General features: G+C 46.9%; 18 protein-coding genes. 5 read left to right on the top strand and 13 right to left on the bottom strand.

Going from position 1 to position 13,894, the window contains the following annotated elements; all coding sequences use genetic code 11:
• Positions 1 to 42 precede the first annotated feature (42 nt).
• Both ACK8OT_RS16230 and ACK8OT_RS16225 read right to left on the bottom strand, forming a co-directional pair.
• Positions 43 to 951 (bottom strand): cation diffusion facilitator family transporter, encoded by a 909-nt coding sequence (locus tag ACK8OT_RS16230; RefSeq protein ID WP_410197552.1) that lies wholly within the window; start codon positions 949 to 951, stop codon positions 43 to 45.
• Positions 952 to 993: 42 nt separating this feature from the next.
• Positions 994 to 1,434: a Spy/CpxP family protein refolding chaperone gene (locus ACK8OT_RS16225; RefSeq protein WP_410197551.1), complete on the bottom strand. Its 441-nt coding sequence runs from the start codon at positions 1,432 to 1,434 to the stop codon at positions 994 to 996.
• Between the two features lie 158 nt (positions 1,435 to 1,592).
• On the opposite strand from ACK8OT_RS16225, the gene ACK8OT_RS16220 reads away from it, so the two are divergent.
• Positions 1,593 to 2,306: a response regulator gene (locus tag ACK8OT_RS16220; protein WP_410197550.1), complete on the top strand. Its 714-nt coding sequence runs from the start codon at positions 1,593 to 1,595 to the stop codon at positions 2,304 to 2,306.
• A 1-nt stretch (position 2,307) separates the two neighbouring features.
• Positions 2,308 to 3,651 carry an ATP-binding protein gene (locus ACK8OT_RS16215; protein WP_410197549.1) on the top strand — a complete coding sequence of 448 codons (1,344 nt, stop codon included), beginning with the start codon at positions 2,308 to 2,310 and terminating at the stop codon, positions 3,649 to 3,651.
• Here the strand turns inward: ACK8OT_RS16215 and ACK8OT_RS16210 are convergent.
• The gene (locus tag ACK8OT_RS16210; RefSeq protein ID WP_410197548.1) at positions 3,648 to 3,911 is read right to left on the bottom strand and encodes a hypothetical protein; all 264 of its coding nucleotides are present in this window, start codon (positions 3,909 to 3,911) and stop codon (positions 3,648 to 3,650) included. The two genes, ACK8OT_RS16215 and ACK8OT_RS16210, sit on opposite strands and share 4 nt — an antisense overlap.
• Before the next feature lie 159 nt (positions 3,912 to 4,070).
• Between ACK8OT_RS16210 and trmL the strand changes: the two genes are divergently transcribed.
• Positions 4,071 to 4,535 (top strand): tRNA (uridine(34)/cytosine(34)/5-carboxymethylaminomethyluridine(34)-2'-O)-methyltransferase TrmL, encoded by a 465-nt coding sequence (trmL, locus tag ACK8OT_RS16205; RefSeq protein ID WP_410197547.1) that lies wholly within the window; start codon positions 4,071 to 4,073, stop codon positions 4,533 to 4,535.
• A gap of 16 nt (positions 4,536 to 4,551) precedes the next feature.
• On the opposite strand, the gene ACK8OT_RS16200 is transcribed toward trmL, so the two are convergent.
• Positions 4,552 to 5,289 (bottom strand): EexN family lipoprotein, encoded by a 738-nt coding sequence (locus ACK8OT_RS16200; RefSeq protein WP_410197546.1) that lies wholly within the window; start codon positions 5,287 to 5,289, stop codon positions 4,552 to 4,554.
• 242 nt (positions 5,290 to 5,531) lie between these two features.
• Here ACK8OT_RS16200 and ACK8OT_RS16195 point away from each other — a divergent pair, with 242 nt between their 5' ends.
• Positions 5,532 to 6,734, top strand: a complete 1,203-nt coding sequence (locus tag ACK8OT_RS16195; protein WP_410197545.1) for an NnrS family protein — start codon at positions 5,532 to 5,534, stop codon at positions 6,732 to 6,734.
• On the opposite strand, the gene ACK8OT_RS16190 is transcribed toward ACK8OT_RS16195, so the two are convergent.
• From ACK8OT_RS16190 to ACK8OT_RS16160, 7 genes are all read right to left on the bottom strand, one after another.
• Complete coding sequence (locus ACK8OT_RS16190) at positions 6,703 to 7,599, bottom strand: LysR family transcriptional regulator (protein WP_410197544.1); 897 nt, start codon at positions 7,597 to 7,599, stop codon at positions 6,703 to 6,705. The two genes, ACK8OT_RS16195 and ACK8OT_RS16190, sit on opposite strands and share 32 nt — an antisense overlap.
• A 166-nt stretch (positions 7,600 to 7,765) precedes the next feature.
• Positions 7,766 to 8,002 (bottom strand): type II toxin-antitoxin system ParD family antitoxin, encoded by a 237-nt coding sequence (locus ACK8OT_RS16185; protein WP_410197543.1) that lies wholly within the window; start codon positions 8,000 to 8,002, stop codon positions 7,766 to 7,768.
• Positions 8,003 to 8,397: 395 nt separating this feature from the next.
• Positions 8,398 to 9,039, bottom strand: a complete 642-nt coding sequence (locus ACK8OT_RS16180; protein WP_410197542.1) for an SCO family protein — start codon at positions 9,037 to 9,039, stop codon at positions 8,398 to 8,400.
• On the bottom strand, positions 9,036 to 9,941 hold the full coding sequence (cyoE, locus tag ACK8OT_RS16175; protein ID WP_410197541.1) for a heme o synthase: 906 nt from the start codon (positions 9,939 to 9,941) through the stop codon (positions 9,036 to 9,038). Before cyoE ends, ACK8OT_RS16180 begins: the two co-directional genes overlap by 4 nt.
• Positions 9,934 to 10,989, bottom strand: coding sequence for a COX15/CtaA family protein (locus ACK8OT_RS16170; RefSeq protein WP_410197540.1), 1,056 nt, complete (start codon positions 10,987 to 10,989; stop codon positions 9,934 to 9,936). The genes cyoE and ACK8OT_RS16170 overlap by 8 nt, the downstream gene beginning before the upstream one ends.
• A 44-nt stretch (positions 10,990 to 11,033) precedes the next feature.
• Positions 11,034 to 11,477, bottom strand: a complete 444-nt coding sequence (locus ACK8OT_RS16165; protein WP_410197539.1) for a hypothetical protein — start codon at positions 11,475 to 11,477, stop codon at positions 11,034 to 11,036.
• Entirely contained in the window at positions 11,464 to 12,192 is a 729-nt protein-coding gene (locus tag ACK8OT_RS16160; protein ID WP_410197538.1) for an SURF1 family protein, read from the bottom strand. Before ACK8OT_RS16160 ends, ACK8OT_RS16165 begins: the two co-directional genes overlap by 14 nt.
• 29 nt (positions 12,193 to 12,221) lie before the next feature.
• Between ACK8OT_RS16160 and ACK8OT_RS16155 the strand changes: the two genes are divergently transcribed.
• Positions 12,222 to 12,482, top strand: coding sequence for a DUF2909 family protein (locus tag ACK8OT_RS16155; RefSeq protein WP_410197537.1), 261 nt, complete (start codon positions 12,222 to 12,224; stop codon positions 12,480 to 12,482).
• Here the strand turns inward: ACK8OT_RS16155 and ACK8OT_RS16150 are convergent.
• Complete coding sequence (locus ACK8OT_RS16150; RefSeq protein WP_410197536.1) at positions 12,456 to 13,346, bottom strand: cytochrome c oxidase subunit 3; 891 nt, start codon at positions 13,344 to 13,346, stop codon at positions 12,456 to 12,458. The genes ACK8OT_RS16155 and ACK8OT_RS16150 overlap by 27 nt on opposite strands.
• A gap of 2 nt (positions 13,347 to 13,348) precedes the next feature.
• Positions 13,349 to 13,894 carry a cytochrome c oxidase assembly protein gene (locus ACK8OT_RS16145; RefSeq protein WP_410197535.1) on the bottom strand — a complete coding sequence of 182 codons (546 nt, stop codon included), beginning with the start codon at positions 13,892 to 13,894 and terminating at the stop codon, positions 13,349 to 13,351.

Here is a 13,894-nt window from a genome sequence, read left to right as displayed (position 1 = left end):
AAATTCCGCTCAGCACCTAACTTAATGTTGCTAACTCATGTGTCAGCTTTGTGGCCTTGGTAACTTATTGCCCGATGGCACCACCGAAACGGGATCAAGGTGAATGATAATGTCCGCCCGAACAAAAGCATCCGCTAATTCCGCCTCTAACTTGTCTGCTATCTCATGGGCATCATACAGAGATAAGTGGTCATCAAGCTCTAAATGTAACTGAATAAACTTAGTACTTCCAGACTGACGGGTGCGCAAGTCATGGATCCCTCTTACTTTGGGGTGACTGTAAGCCAATTCAATGATCTTAGTTTCTTCCTCTGGCAGTAAGGTTTTATCCATTAAAGAATCAACCGACTCACGACCAATTTGCCAAGCACCAAATAAAATATAGCCCCCCACACCGACAGCAAAAATACCGTCCGCCCAATTAAAACCAATCGAGGCTAAAGCCAGCGCTAACAACACCGCAGCGTTCATAAAAATATCGGATTTATAATGCAAAGAATCGGCTTTAATGGCTACGCTACCGGTTTTTTTCACCACATAAGTTTGAAATGAAACCAACATTAACGTAATGACAATGGATGCGACCATCACCCAAATACCCAAGCCTGGATCTTGTATCGGCGTGCCCTTAATCAAGGCATTAAAGCCACCCAAAATAAGTAAACAAGCACTACCTGAGATAAACGCGGCTTGCGCTAAACCCGCCAAACTTTCAGCTTTTCCGTGACCAAATTTATGGTCGTCATCAGCTGGGGTCAGGGCGACTTTAATTGCAATAAGATTAATGACAGAAGCGGCGACATCCATCAAGGAGTCGGTCAAGGAAGCCAAAATACTGGTCGACCCTGTGTAAAACCAAGCAATCAGCTTGATAGCGATCAGCAAGGTAGCGGTAGAGGCAGCAGCCCATCCCGCTACAGTAACCAGTTTTGAATAGTTAGTTTGTTGCACATTACGCCCAATCTAAAAACCAGAGAGGGCGAAATTATACTCTTATTGACGCTGACTGCCACGTCCTTTACCTTGCGCCATTAATTCAGCAAATTTAGCTTGCTGCTGCGGGGTTAATACTTGAAATACCTGATGTTGAGTGCGCAGCATTTGTAGCTTTTTCTCAACCATCGTGGCTTGATGACTGGCGATCATGTTCTTTGCTTTAGCTTCATCAAACTCTGGCGCGCTTAATATCGCCAAACGCTCTGCTTGATGCTGAGCCCGCAAAGCTTGTCGGCTTTCACGATCAACATTGCCTTTCATCTGTTGCATAATATCGCGAACTTGCTGTTGCTGGGCATCAGTTAAGTCCAATTGGGTGATGATTTTTTGCATACCACCACGGTGATGGCCATAACCCATCTCCATATTTTTCGCATTGACTGATAAACTCAATGGCAAGGCAATAGCAAGCGCCGCGACTTTAATCCACTTATTCATGTTGTTTTCCTCTGTAATGATTGACTTACTTAACTGTTAATAAGTCTATACCTTGCAATGAAAACCAACGTCACGACAGTGTAAATATAAGTAAAGGGCGACTGTCGTGAGATCAACTCACGTTATGCTATAGCTAATATATCTATTTGGAGGCTGACATGTATCAACTGCTATTGATTGATGATGATCGCGAGCTAGCTGCATTACTCAAAGAGTTTCTCAGTCTAGAAGGCTTTAACACCGAGTTAGCGCACGATGGTGAAGCTGGCCTAGCAAAAGCACAACAAGGCCAATATGACCTCATCTTGCTTGACGTGATGATGCCCAAGCTCAATGGCTTTGATACCTTAAAGCAGCTGCGTCAAACCAGCCAGCAGCCGGTATTGATGCTAACCGCCAAAGGGGATGAAATCGACCGTGTACTTGGCCTTGAAATGGGCGCCGACGATTATTTGGCTAAACCCTTTAGCGACCGCGAGCTAGTCGCACGTATCAAAGCCATTTTACGGCGCACTGCGGCTAATAACCAACCAGCAAACCATTTAGCCAATGGGGCGTCAAATGTGCTCAGACATCTCGATATCGAGCTTAATCCTGGCAAACAAACCGTGCAATGCCAAGGTCAGCAAATCGAGCTTACCGGCACCGAATTTTTATTACTGCAAGAATTTATCGAGCATCCCGGCCAAGTGTTGTCTAAATCTGAGCTTAGCGAGCGGGTATTAGGCAAAAAACTGATGCCGTTTGATCGCAGTATCGACATGCATTTAAGTAACCTAAGACGTAAATTACCTGAACGCGAAGACAGCCAAGACCGCGTTAAAACCTTACGAGGGCGCGGCTACATTTGGCTTGAAGGCAACGAAGGCTGATATGAAAATCCCCTTTAATAGCTTATTTTTTAAAATATTTACCGGCTTTTGGTTGCTCATTTTTATCTTGGTCGCCATCTTGGTGGCCTTGCCTATGCTCGACAACCGCAGTGTTAGGCCAATCGATCAATTTGGCATCGAGCTATTAAATAAATCCAGCCATCACCTTGTCCTGCGCATAGGTCGCCATCCCGAGCGCGATCTGGCCAGCACATTGCGCAATTTCAGACCACAAAATGGTTTTCGCTTTTACGCCCTCGATCAACAAGGTCGATTTCTCAATGACCGAGTGCCTAAGGCGGTGCGCCGCTTTGCGATTGAAAGCGAAAGCGTCACCTTGCCGCAAATGTGGCAACGCCATGATGGCGTGGTACTAGGCCCTATTCAATTGATTTACAACGGCCAACCATTACTTATTTACGCCCATAAATTTGTCGACCAACAAAGTGGCCGCTTAATCATTCGCTGGTTGCTAGACAACCCAGGCTTACTGATCCTGATCGCACTCATTGTCAGCACCCCTATTTGTCTATTCTTAGCGTGGCATCTCACCTCGCCGCTACGCCAATTGCAAAGTGCATCACATAAGATAGCCAAAGGGGAATTAGAAACCCAAATTCCTCAGCTCAGTCGGCGCGATGAAATAGGCCAACTTGCTAACAGTATGGATAAGATGGTGCTGTCGCTAAAAACCATGTTGTCTAGCCAGCAGCGCTTACTCAGTGACATTTCTCACGAGCTGCGCTCGCCCTTAACTCGGTTACGTTTGGCGCTGGCCATTAGTCGCAAACACCAAGGTGAATCCAATGAGCTTAATCGCATTGATGTCGAAGCCGAGCGCCTCGAGCAAATGATCAGTGACCTATTGAGCTTATCGCGCAGCCAATTTCAGCCCCAAGAGATGCAAACCATCCGCTTAGATAGTTTGCTTGAAGCCTTGTTAGAAGATGCTCAGTTTGAGGCCGAGCAAACCGGAAAACAGTTTCACTACGATCCGCCGCCCGCGATTGAACTGCAAGCCTATCCGGCCTTGCTATCAAGCGCGATAGAGAACGTTATCCGTAACGCCATTCATTATGGCCAGCATGAAATTAAGCTCACGATAGCGCAAACGCCTCAAGCGCTCACTTTTGTGGTGCAAGATGATGGCCCCGGTATTCCCGAGCATGAGTTAAGTGAAATATTTCGCCCCTTTTATCGTGTTTCGCAAGCCCGCGATCGCGAAACGGGGGGCACAGGATTAGGCCTGGCCATTTGTGATAATGCCATGCACAAACATGGCGGCAGTGTTAAGGCAGAAAACGTCAACCCTGGGCTAAAAGTGAGTTTAACCTTACCGCTTTAATGCTCTACAGGCATCCTCTCTTGCCAGCCACGGGGTTCAAGTAACCCCGGTGACACTAGCCCGGGAAACATCTTTTCGGCAAAACGGCGCGACTCAATTCGCGCCTTGTTTTGGTAATATTGCGCCAGCTCCCGTTGTTTTTTGTCGGCCGCCAGCTGTTCATCCAGATTGGCAAAATATTCATTCAGCACAAAATTTAAGGTAATAGGTAAGGCACTCACCAAAATAACGGCCGGTGCAACCCATTTAAACTCTTTCATAGTCGGGTCCAATAATTCAATCCAGCGCTATCTTAACGGATAAAGCGCTAATTCAGCAAAAGCCAATATACCCAAGTTACCTCAAGATGCATGTTCAGCATCTTCAAGTTGATTGGGTATATGCTATTCTACGGGCTCGTTTTTGATTGAGTAACCACCATGCTAGAAGTTGCACTATACCAACCTGAGATCCCGCCAAATACAGGCAATATCATTCGTCTATGCGCTAACACCGGCTGTAAGCTGCACTTAATTGAACCTCTTGGGTTTGATTTAGATGACAAAAAGGTGCGACGTGCCGGCTTGGATTACCATGAAATGACCCACGTGACGCGCCACGCAAGTTACCAAGATTTTCTCGCATATGTGGGCAACAGACGCCTATTTGCGTGTACCACCAAAACCACGACATTCCATAGCGATTGCGCTTTTCAAGATGGCGATATACTGCTGTTTGGCCCAGAAACCCGCGGCCTACCAGCAGAGATTTTAGACAACTTACCCGTTGAACAAAAACTGCGGATCCCAATGAATCCCAACAGCCGTTCAATGAACCTATCCAATGCGGTGTCGGTATTTGTTTATGAAGGTTGGCGTCAACTTGGCTACCCGGGGGCGGTGTAACAAATTAATCGAGTAGCTACAGTGGCTCGGTTAGATCGTGTTGCCCCATTAACTTAGCGGTTTTCATCACTAAAGCACATTGGGGCTCTGCAGCCATAAAATCGACAATGGCCGCTTCATTGTTCAGCGCCTCTTGGGTCATTAACTCTACTCGGCAGGCATTGTATTGATGCTTTAGGGCGTCGTGATTACTCAGTAAATAAGAGACTTGTTGTGTTTGCTGTTGGCCTAAGGCCGTTTCTGCTGCATAACAAATAGCACGCACAAATTGCTCACCGCCGCGACATAGCTGGCTAGTTAAGCCTGTCAACTCAGCCAGATCATAGTCGCCGCGTAACCGAGCGACTTCTTTGACAAACATATCGTCTTCAATATCGCGGGCAACTTGGCAAAGCAAGCGCACATCGGCCCAGCCACAGCTGTTATTTACCTCAATATAATCAGCATAACTTAACGCCAGTAACTGTTGCTTTTGCTGGTCGTATTGCTGCAATACTTGGTGATCGGTTCGTTGCTGCAATACCTGTAGTTGGCGATGTTTTTCAACTAAACGCGCCGTACGCGCAGCCTCGCATTCTTTATCGGCAAAAGTTAATTCGGTAAGATCACTGGGAACATTGACCGCTGAAAAGTAGTTAAAACTACATTCCACCAGCTTGGACTTTGCTTCATCCTCATTTAACTCATAATAAGCAGTCGTTTTCTCAGTACAAGCAAACAGAAAAAACACCAACCACCCTAGCCGCCATTGCATTGCGTATTAACTCCGATGTTTACCATCAAATTAAAATCAAACAAAGTCTAACGAAGTCTAGTGATATTTCAACCAACCAATATCATTAATTTAACGGCGTTCGGCTCATCATTTGCCCACCAACTATCCCTAAAGGGTAAAATTATGCTGTCGGCAACTGATTGCTATGAAAGCGCAATGTTTATTACGCACGCTAAGTTAAAATAGTCCGCTTTATTACTACAGGGCTATTTAGGAAGAGAATGTTAAACATCGTAGATAAAGCCAAGGAAGATAAGGTGGCACCACTATTTCGCCTTGGTTTTCGTCCCTTTTTCTTACTCGCGAGTTTGTACGCTATTCTGTGCATTCCAGTTTGGCTATGGCTGCGCAGCCAAGGTCTGTTTGATATATTGGCAGTCCCCGCGCTGTGGTGGCATGCCCATGAGTTGATATTTGGCTTTGCCATGGCTGTTGTAATGGGATTTGTACTTACCGCAGTGCAAAATTGGACCGGTATCCCAGGCACAAAAAGCTGGCCATTGGCTGGTTTAGTCGTGTTGTGGTTAATACCGCGCATCTTGTTTTGGACCCCTGCCCCCCTTTGGCTCATATTACTGGCTGAATCGACCTTTATTCTGGCCTGTGCCACAGCGGTAGGTAAGCGAGTGATAGCCATGAAGCGTTGGCGAAATTTGTTTTTTATTCCGCTGTTTCTTGCCGCTATGTTAGTTAATGGTTTGAGCTATTTAAGTATTCCCGGACAAACTCTGATTAGCCTTGATTTACCCTTTAGCAGCTCCAGCCTTTGGCAGGCGATGATTTGGTGGTTTGCACTTTTATTGTCCATCATGGGGGGTCGCGTTATTCCGTTTTTCACCGCAAAACGGCTACAAAGTGAAGCTGCCAAACCTATTCTCTGGCTAGAATGGGGCGCCAACATCCCATTAATAGCCCTGTTTATGGTCAGTTTTATGCCTGTATTTGATAGTGCTTGGACAGGCCCAATCTTACTGATTGGTGCGCTGTTTCAAGGGATAAGGTTAAGTCGTTGGCAAGGTTATAAAACTTTATCGGAGCCGCTGCTGTGGTCACTGCACCTCGGCTATGCGTTCATCCCGCTTAGTTTATTACTGTTTGGCTTGAACCTGTTTCCCGGCTATTGGCCTATTTTGTTGCACTTAATCAGTATCGGCAGTATTGGCGGGGTGATCTTAGCCATGATAACCCGTGTCACCATGGGCCACACGGGTCGAAATATATATCAAGGACCAAATATGGGCTGGGCTTTTGCAGCCCTTGCCTGTGCTGCTGTACTAAGAACATTCGCAGTGATCATCTGGCCACAATGGATGGCATCACTATTGTGGTTATCAGCGGCGCTATGGTGCTTTGCCTTCGCCTTGTTTGCCTATTACTTTGGCCCCATGTTACTCAAACCTCGTATTGACGGCCATCCGGGCTAATATTAGCAGTGATAAAATCAATGATGGTTTTGACCCGCTGCGGCAATAATCCGCGGCGGTGATAGCACAAATAGAGCGGCTCACTGACGGCAGTCGGCAACGAATGGATTTTAAGCAAGTCGCGGCGCGCAAATGAATTAACCGCATTAATAGGTAGGACGGTAAAGCCTAAACCGCGACTGACAGGCTCTAATATCAAACTAATTTGATTAGAAAAACCACGCTGTACAAACTGTGCACAAGACTCAAACTCAGCAAAGTTAGCACTCAATAATAGTTGGCTATGGTGATGTCCATCAGGGTGCGCAATAAACCCCATCGCCAATAAACTTTGCCAATCTACCCGCTGCTGCTGATGTGACGTTACTAACACCAGAGGCTCACTGCCTAACTTTAGGGTTGCTAGCTCATCCAAACCCGTTAACTGCGTTACTATACCGAGATCAAAATGCCGTTTAGCAACCCCTTGTTCAATGGAACGATTGGGAGCAAAGGTATGCGCAAGCGATAAATCCGGATGCTGCTGCTGAAAATCTAAAAGTTTGGGATATAAATACAAGCCAATGCTGCCCGGCGTGGCCAAGCTAACCGCACCAACATAAGGCGGATCTTGCTGTACTCCTTGGCTTAACGCATTTAACGAGGCCAGAATATCTTGCCCTTGGCTAAATACTTGCTTGCCCGCCGAAGTCAGACTGAAGCGCTTGCCCTCTCGGATCAATAACTCGCAATTAAGCTGTTGCTCTAGCTTTTTAACTTGTTGGCTAACACCCGACTGAGTCATAAACAATTTGTCTGCGGTTTGGGTGAAATGGCCTGTTTCAACCAAGGTACAAAAAGTACGTAGCCATACGGGATTGATCATTAAAAAACGTACTCAAAATTGATTCTTTGATATTTTTAATGCTAACACCATTGTCGCATCTTTTCCGCTTGATAATGAGGTATGGGGAGAGTGAACATATTGACTTTAAAGGGGCCGATCAAAAACCATATAGTTCGGGGCAAAACGCCCCATATAGTCAAATCAGTTAAGCCGCGAAGTCGTTAAATTCTGCAATTAATTGGTCAAAAGAATACTCTACCTGATGATCTCCACCTGCGCGCTGAATATGTTGCAGCGCCTGAACTTTGGCCTGAGCATGCTCCAGTGCCATTAAGCCCGCGATAATCACTTCTCGCTCAGATTGGTAGCGCCCTGTTGCTAGTTGACGTGAAACAAAGCTCTCGAAATGAGCATCTAGCACCATATGAATATCAACTGTCATCAAAACCTCCAAGCTGACCATGGACTCACTACTCTTCGCAACTCGAGCTCAAACAACCTCGATGACAAGCTAAAGTGGCTGACTTGCCCAAGCCTAAAAAACCGTCTAAAACGATATTAGTCAACACACCCAAAACAGCCAGTTAATAATTAAAAAAAATACCTATAAAGTAATAATTAATGACTGTAACCATCATCAATTGATGGGCAATACATTGATATAAAATTAAAAATTAACAACTAATAAATTGCCACGCGAGATCCAGAGAGCTGTAAGCGCCCCAGTTATGGGGCGATTTGGCCTCAATTTAAATCGCTGCATGACTGCAGCTCCCACAGGACTGCCGCTCAAACAAGATATTCAGCAGATTGTTCAACGGGGCAAATCAGTCACTATCAGTTACTGACAATAGTATGAAAATCCTTCACTAATTGCGTCATATCAACCGCAGGTAAGCTACCAGACTCAAGCTTAGGTCGAAACAAAGCTTGCAGCTGGCCTTGAGGATTTAATAGAGCAATAGAGGCGCTGTGATCAACTAAGTAACTGCCTTCGGTGCCCTCTTCCACTATGCTATAAACCATGCTCATGGCGCGGGTTAACGGAAATAGCACCTCGTGCGCAGCGGTTACGCCAATAAACTCGGGATTAAAGTAGTGGCTGTATTCGGCCAAGTTCTTGGGAATATCGCGGTTAGGATCCACCGAAATAAACACCACTTGCACTTCATCCCCAGCTGGATTGTCTTTGAGCTTAGGATAAATCCGGTTTAAATCGGCTAACGTGGTCGGGCAAATATCAGGGCAAAAGGTGTAGCCAATAAACACCACACTCCACTTTCCTTGTAAGTCCGCTGGCGTAAATACGCCGCCATCACGGTTTAATTCAAAGTTTGGCAGCACCTTAGGGGTTTGATAATAAACCGCCTCAACCGCAGGCGGACGGTTAGCTATTTGTTGCCAAGCCCAAACTCCTGCAATTAAGGCTAAAATCCCGATAAAAACCCACGACAACATCCCTGTTTTTTTAAATTTCATAACAACCAATGATCCAACAATAAAGCCAAAAACAAGATCATGAGGTGAATGATGGAAAATTTAAAGGTATTTATTGCACTATTGGGCTGCGGCTTAAACTTTAAGCGCCAAGCATGTTGTAAAAAGCGTAAATTGAGTGCCATCACCACAGCGCCATATAACCAAGAAGAAAGCCCCGTTAAGCAGGGCAACAAGGCAACCGCACATAACAGCAAGGTATAAAGCAAGACGCAGGTTTTGGTAAATTCGATGCCGTGAGTCACGGGCAACATGGGAATATTGGCCTTGGCATAATCATCACGGCGATGAATGGCCAGCGCCCAAAAATGCGGCGGTGTCCAAGTAAAGATAATCATCACCAACAGCAAGGCATTACCGTCCAATTGCCCGGTCATCGCGGTCCAACCTAAAAGCGGCGGCATCGCGCCAGCTAAGCCGCCAATAACGATATTTTGTGGCGTTGCTCGCTTGAGAAATAAGGTATAAACCACGGCATAGCCCAGCATACTCGCAAGGGTGAGCCAAGCTGTTAGCGCATTAGCAGCAATAAACAATAGGCTAAAGCCAAGCAAAGCCAATAGGGCTGCAAACACACTCGCATGAAGCACATCGACCCGCCCCTTGGGCAAAGGCCGCCCTTGGGTGCGAGCCATCTTGTCGTCAATATTGCGATCCAGTATTTGATTAATTGCCGCCGCCGAAGCACAAACCAGTCCAATCCCTAATAACGATAGGCTGGCCGTTAACGGCGGGAGCCAAGTGTCTACCGCCAAGCACATGCCCACCAGCGCCGTCAGCATCAACAGATAAATCACTTTAGGTTTAGTTAATTGATAATAGTCGCGCCAATGAATACGTTGTCGAACAATAGGGTGCGTCGTTAAATTAAGCAACTTAGCCATGTTGACCTCCTGATAAAACGCGGGCCGCAGTTAACGTTGGTAAGTCGACCTGCTGCTTAGCCCCTAGGGCGTGGGCCTGATGCAAACGCCATAGCATAGCCACCAACACTAAAACTAAACTGGCCGCCACTAGGTTATGCGCCACCGCGATGGCCAAGGGTAATTGCAACACCACATTGCTAATCCCCAAACCAACTTGAGTAAATAGCGCCAACACCAGCGCCACCGCCAGCCCTTTACTCACATGCTCCTGACTGCTGCGCCACCATATACTCGCCAAAAAAAGTAAATAACACGCCGTGATCACCGCGCCAATACGATGGGTAACATGAATAGTGGTACGCGCGCCATAATCTAACACCCCATATTGATAAGTCTCGGCGGGCGGCACATGCAAGGCGGCGCTGATATTATAATTTTGCCACCAGTTGCCTTCACACAGGGGCAATTGAGTACACACCACGGCCGCATAATTAGCCGATGTCCAGCCACCTAAGGCGATTTGCGCAACCAGTATCAATAATCCCCCCCACGCCAATGCGATTAAACGGGGAGTCCCCCTTACATTGGGGGAAGGTACTTCCCACTGCTTCAATACCAATAACCAGAGTAAGGCCAGCACCAAAAAACCGCCCAATAAATGCCCCATCACCACCAGCGGCATCAAGTTTAGGGTCACCGTCCACATGCCAAGTGCAGCCTGAAATATCACCACCAAAAGCAAACTAACGCACAATATGCGCTCATGGCGTTGCCATAATGCTCGGATCGCTAACCCTAAAATCAACAACCCCAACGCGCCCGCTAAATAGCGGTGGATCATTTCATTCCACGCTTTATGGGGCTCTAAGGGAGTATCAGGAAACGCTGCGTTAGCTTTGGCGATATCAGCCGCAGTGGTGGGCACGCTATGATGGCCATAACACCCCGGCCAATCTGGACAACCTAATCCCGCTTCGGTTAAACGAGTATATGCCCCCATACCGACCACAAACACAGCCAAAACAAGTGCAACCATAGCGGTTATTTTCAGTTTGGTACTGGTCATCGCACTCTCCCTGTATCTTAAAAGCGAATTGGCCTACGCCAATCTCATCCTACCTTAGACATTTTCAACAACCGGCGTAAATCGGTTTGCATGGCCTTGGCCATTTGCAGCTTTTCAGCTTCGGTAGGGGGGATAACATAACGCAACAGCACCAACCCCGTGGGATCACAGATATACCAATAATCAGGACTCAAACGAGCCTGCTCTTGTTCCGATAGCTGATTGATAGCAAAAGTGCGCACTCGGTGTTGTTCACGGCCGAGTGAACTGATTAACTGAGGCAATAATTGGGATGCTTGAGCTGTTTGTGGATGCAATAGCAACCACTGGCGATTTTCGGGTAGCAGTAACATCACCTGCTCGGGTAAAAACTCGCCCTGATTTAGCTCGCCCGCACGATACCAATGCTGGTGATGAACCAAATTGGCCAACACAAAGGGCAATACAAACACCAAAATCAACAGCAGCAAGGATTTATTCTTTAACATACATGCCTCCTCGCCGATAAAACCAAATAAATAACCCCGTTGAAACCAGCGCCATCAAAAACCATTGCAGCGCATACCCTTGATGCTTAGCGGGCGTCATTGCCACAATAGGCCACTGTTTTATAAAGCCTAGTTGAGAATCTTCGGAAATACGTAATATCACGGGTGACAATTGCCAGCCGAGCTTGGCATAAAAGGCCACCAGCTTATCCATGGCCAATCCCTGTATCCGCTGTGGCCAAGTTTGTTGCAGCTGGTCTTCACTTAATAACCAAGGTTGGCTTGGAAGATAAGCTTGAGCGCTAACCTCTAATCCAGCTTGCCACTGTTTCAGTGCCGATAGATCCGGTAATTGTGCGCGATCTAAACCCGCGGGGATCCAACCCAGATTGACCAAAATTCGCTGCTTGCCTTCAGTCTGCGGTGTCAACGCCACAAGCACTTCATAGCCCACCTGACCTTGATGTACCTTGTTATCCAGCAACCAAACCTGCTCGGTATCGAACTGACCTTTAATATTCACCCATTTGGCCTGCAGCTGCTTAGGCTCGCCAGACCATAACTGACTGAGATCACTGAGCCAAACTTGCTGCTGCCCTTGGCTTATGATGGCTTGTTTTTGCTCGGCTCGATCCAACTGCCAAAATCCGGCCTTGACCATCACGGCAATTAAGACCAGATTTAACAATAAGAAAGAGATCCTTCTCCAAGCCATATCACCCTCAATCAACAATAGGCAGCCCCATGATTAAAATCATCGTCATCGGCATCTTGATTTTGGTTATCGCCAACCTCGCCATGGCGCTGCCGACCTTGCTGCGGCAAAACGACCAAAGCAAACTCACCCAGTTTTTAGGGCGACGCTTGATCGGCTCGGCGATAATTTTATTGTTGCTGTTTATCGCCATCGCCTTAGGCTGGATCCAACCTAACCCCGCCCCTTGGCACAACAAGGCTAATTTGGCTCCCGCCGCCAGCTCACAAAATATAAACAAACACGAATAAACACAGCCACACCACATCGACAAAATGCCAATACCAACTTCCCGCCTGAAAACCAAAATGCTGCGCTGGGGTAAAGTGGCCTTTAAGTACACGACAAAACAGCACAAATAAAATAATGGTACCTAGCGTCACGTGTAGACCGTGAAAACCGGTTAATAAGAAAAAGGTATTGCCATAGAGCCCCGAGCTCAGAGTTAAGCCCATTTCTTGATAAGCATGGATATATTCTTCGACCTGTAATACCAAAAAGATAATGCCGAGCAATACGGTTAAACCTAAACCTAACTTAGTCTCGGTGCGTCGCCCGTGCTCTAAACTAATGTGGCCATAATGTAAGGTGACGGAAGAGATCAGTAAGATCACCGTATTCATCAACGGCAAGCCTTGCCATGGCATGGCCGTGGTGGTGGAGCCATCCGGCGTTGTCACTAAAGGCCAATGAGCCACAAATTCAGGCCAAAGAATTTCATGGGTCATGGCATTATTGCCCGCTCCGCCCAGCCAAGGCACAGCTATCATGCGGGCATAAAATAGCGCGCCGAAAAACGCCAAAAAGAACATCACTTCGGAAAAAATAAACCAGCTCATACCTTGACGAAATGATCTATCCATTTGCGCACTATACAGCCCCGTCATCGACTCGGTAATGACATTGCCGAACCAACCAAACAGCATAAAAACGATGATAACAGCGCCAAAAAATAACAGCCAACTGTACTGGGCAGACCCATTCGCTATCCACATAGCCGCGCCTAAGGCCATCAAAAACAAGCCAATCGCGCCCACAATCGGCCACACGCTCTGACTCGGCACGTAATAATTTGTCGTCTTGTCACTCGGTTGATGCTGGGCTGAACTAGACATAACTAAACTCCTTTAGCCTTTTGCTCAGGCGCAGGCAATTCGTATAAGGTGTAAGACAAGGTCAAAGTATGAATATCTTGCGGCAAGTCGGTTGCGACAAAAAACCGCAGCGGCAACGCCGCACTGTCACCCGCCTTCAAAGGCTGCTGATTAAAACAAAAACACTCGGTTTTATTGAAATAGTTCGCCCCTTGCCCCGGTGATACCGAAGGCACGGCTTGGCCAACTTGATCTACACGACTTAAATTAGTGGCAATAAAATCCATCTCGATCATTTGTCCCGGATGCACCTGCATTTGCTCGACTTGTGGCTTGAGCTGCCACTGCATACCCTTGCTGATGTAGGTAACAAATTCCACCGTGACCAAGCGGGAGTAATCGACCCCATCACTTGCTTGGGTTTGTGCTTGCGCGATATTGCTGGTGTTACCATTAAAGCCGGTAATGTCGCAAAACACTTGATACAAAGGCACCAAAGCAAAACCAAAGCCAAACATGCCAACCACCATTGCACATAATCCCGTGATCAAACGCCGTGAAGAAGCCAT

This window comes from Motilimonas thetidivivens (genome assembly GCF_046452435.1).
GTDB lineage: Bacteria > Pseudomonadota > Gammaproteobacteria > Enterobacterales > CBDFNC01 > Motilimonas.
The sequence above is the reverse complement of the archived record's forward strand: the minus strand, read 5'-3'. Positions and strand labels throughout refer to the sequence as shown.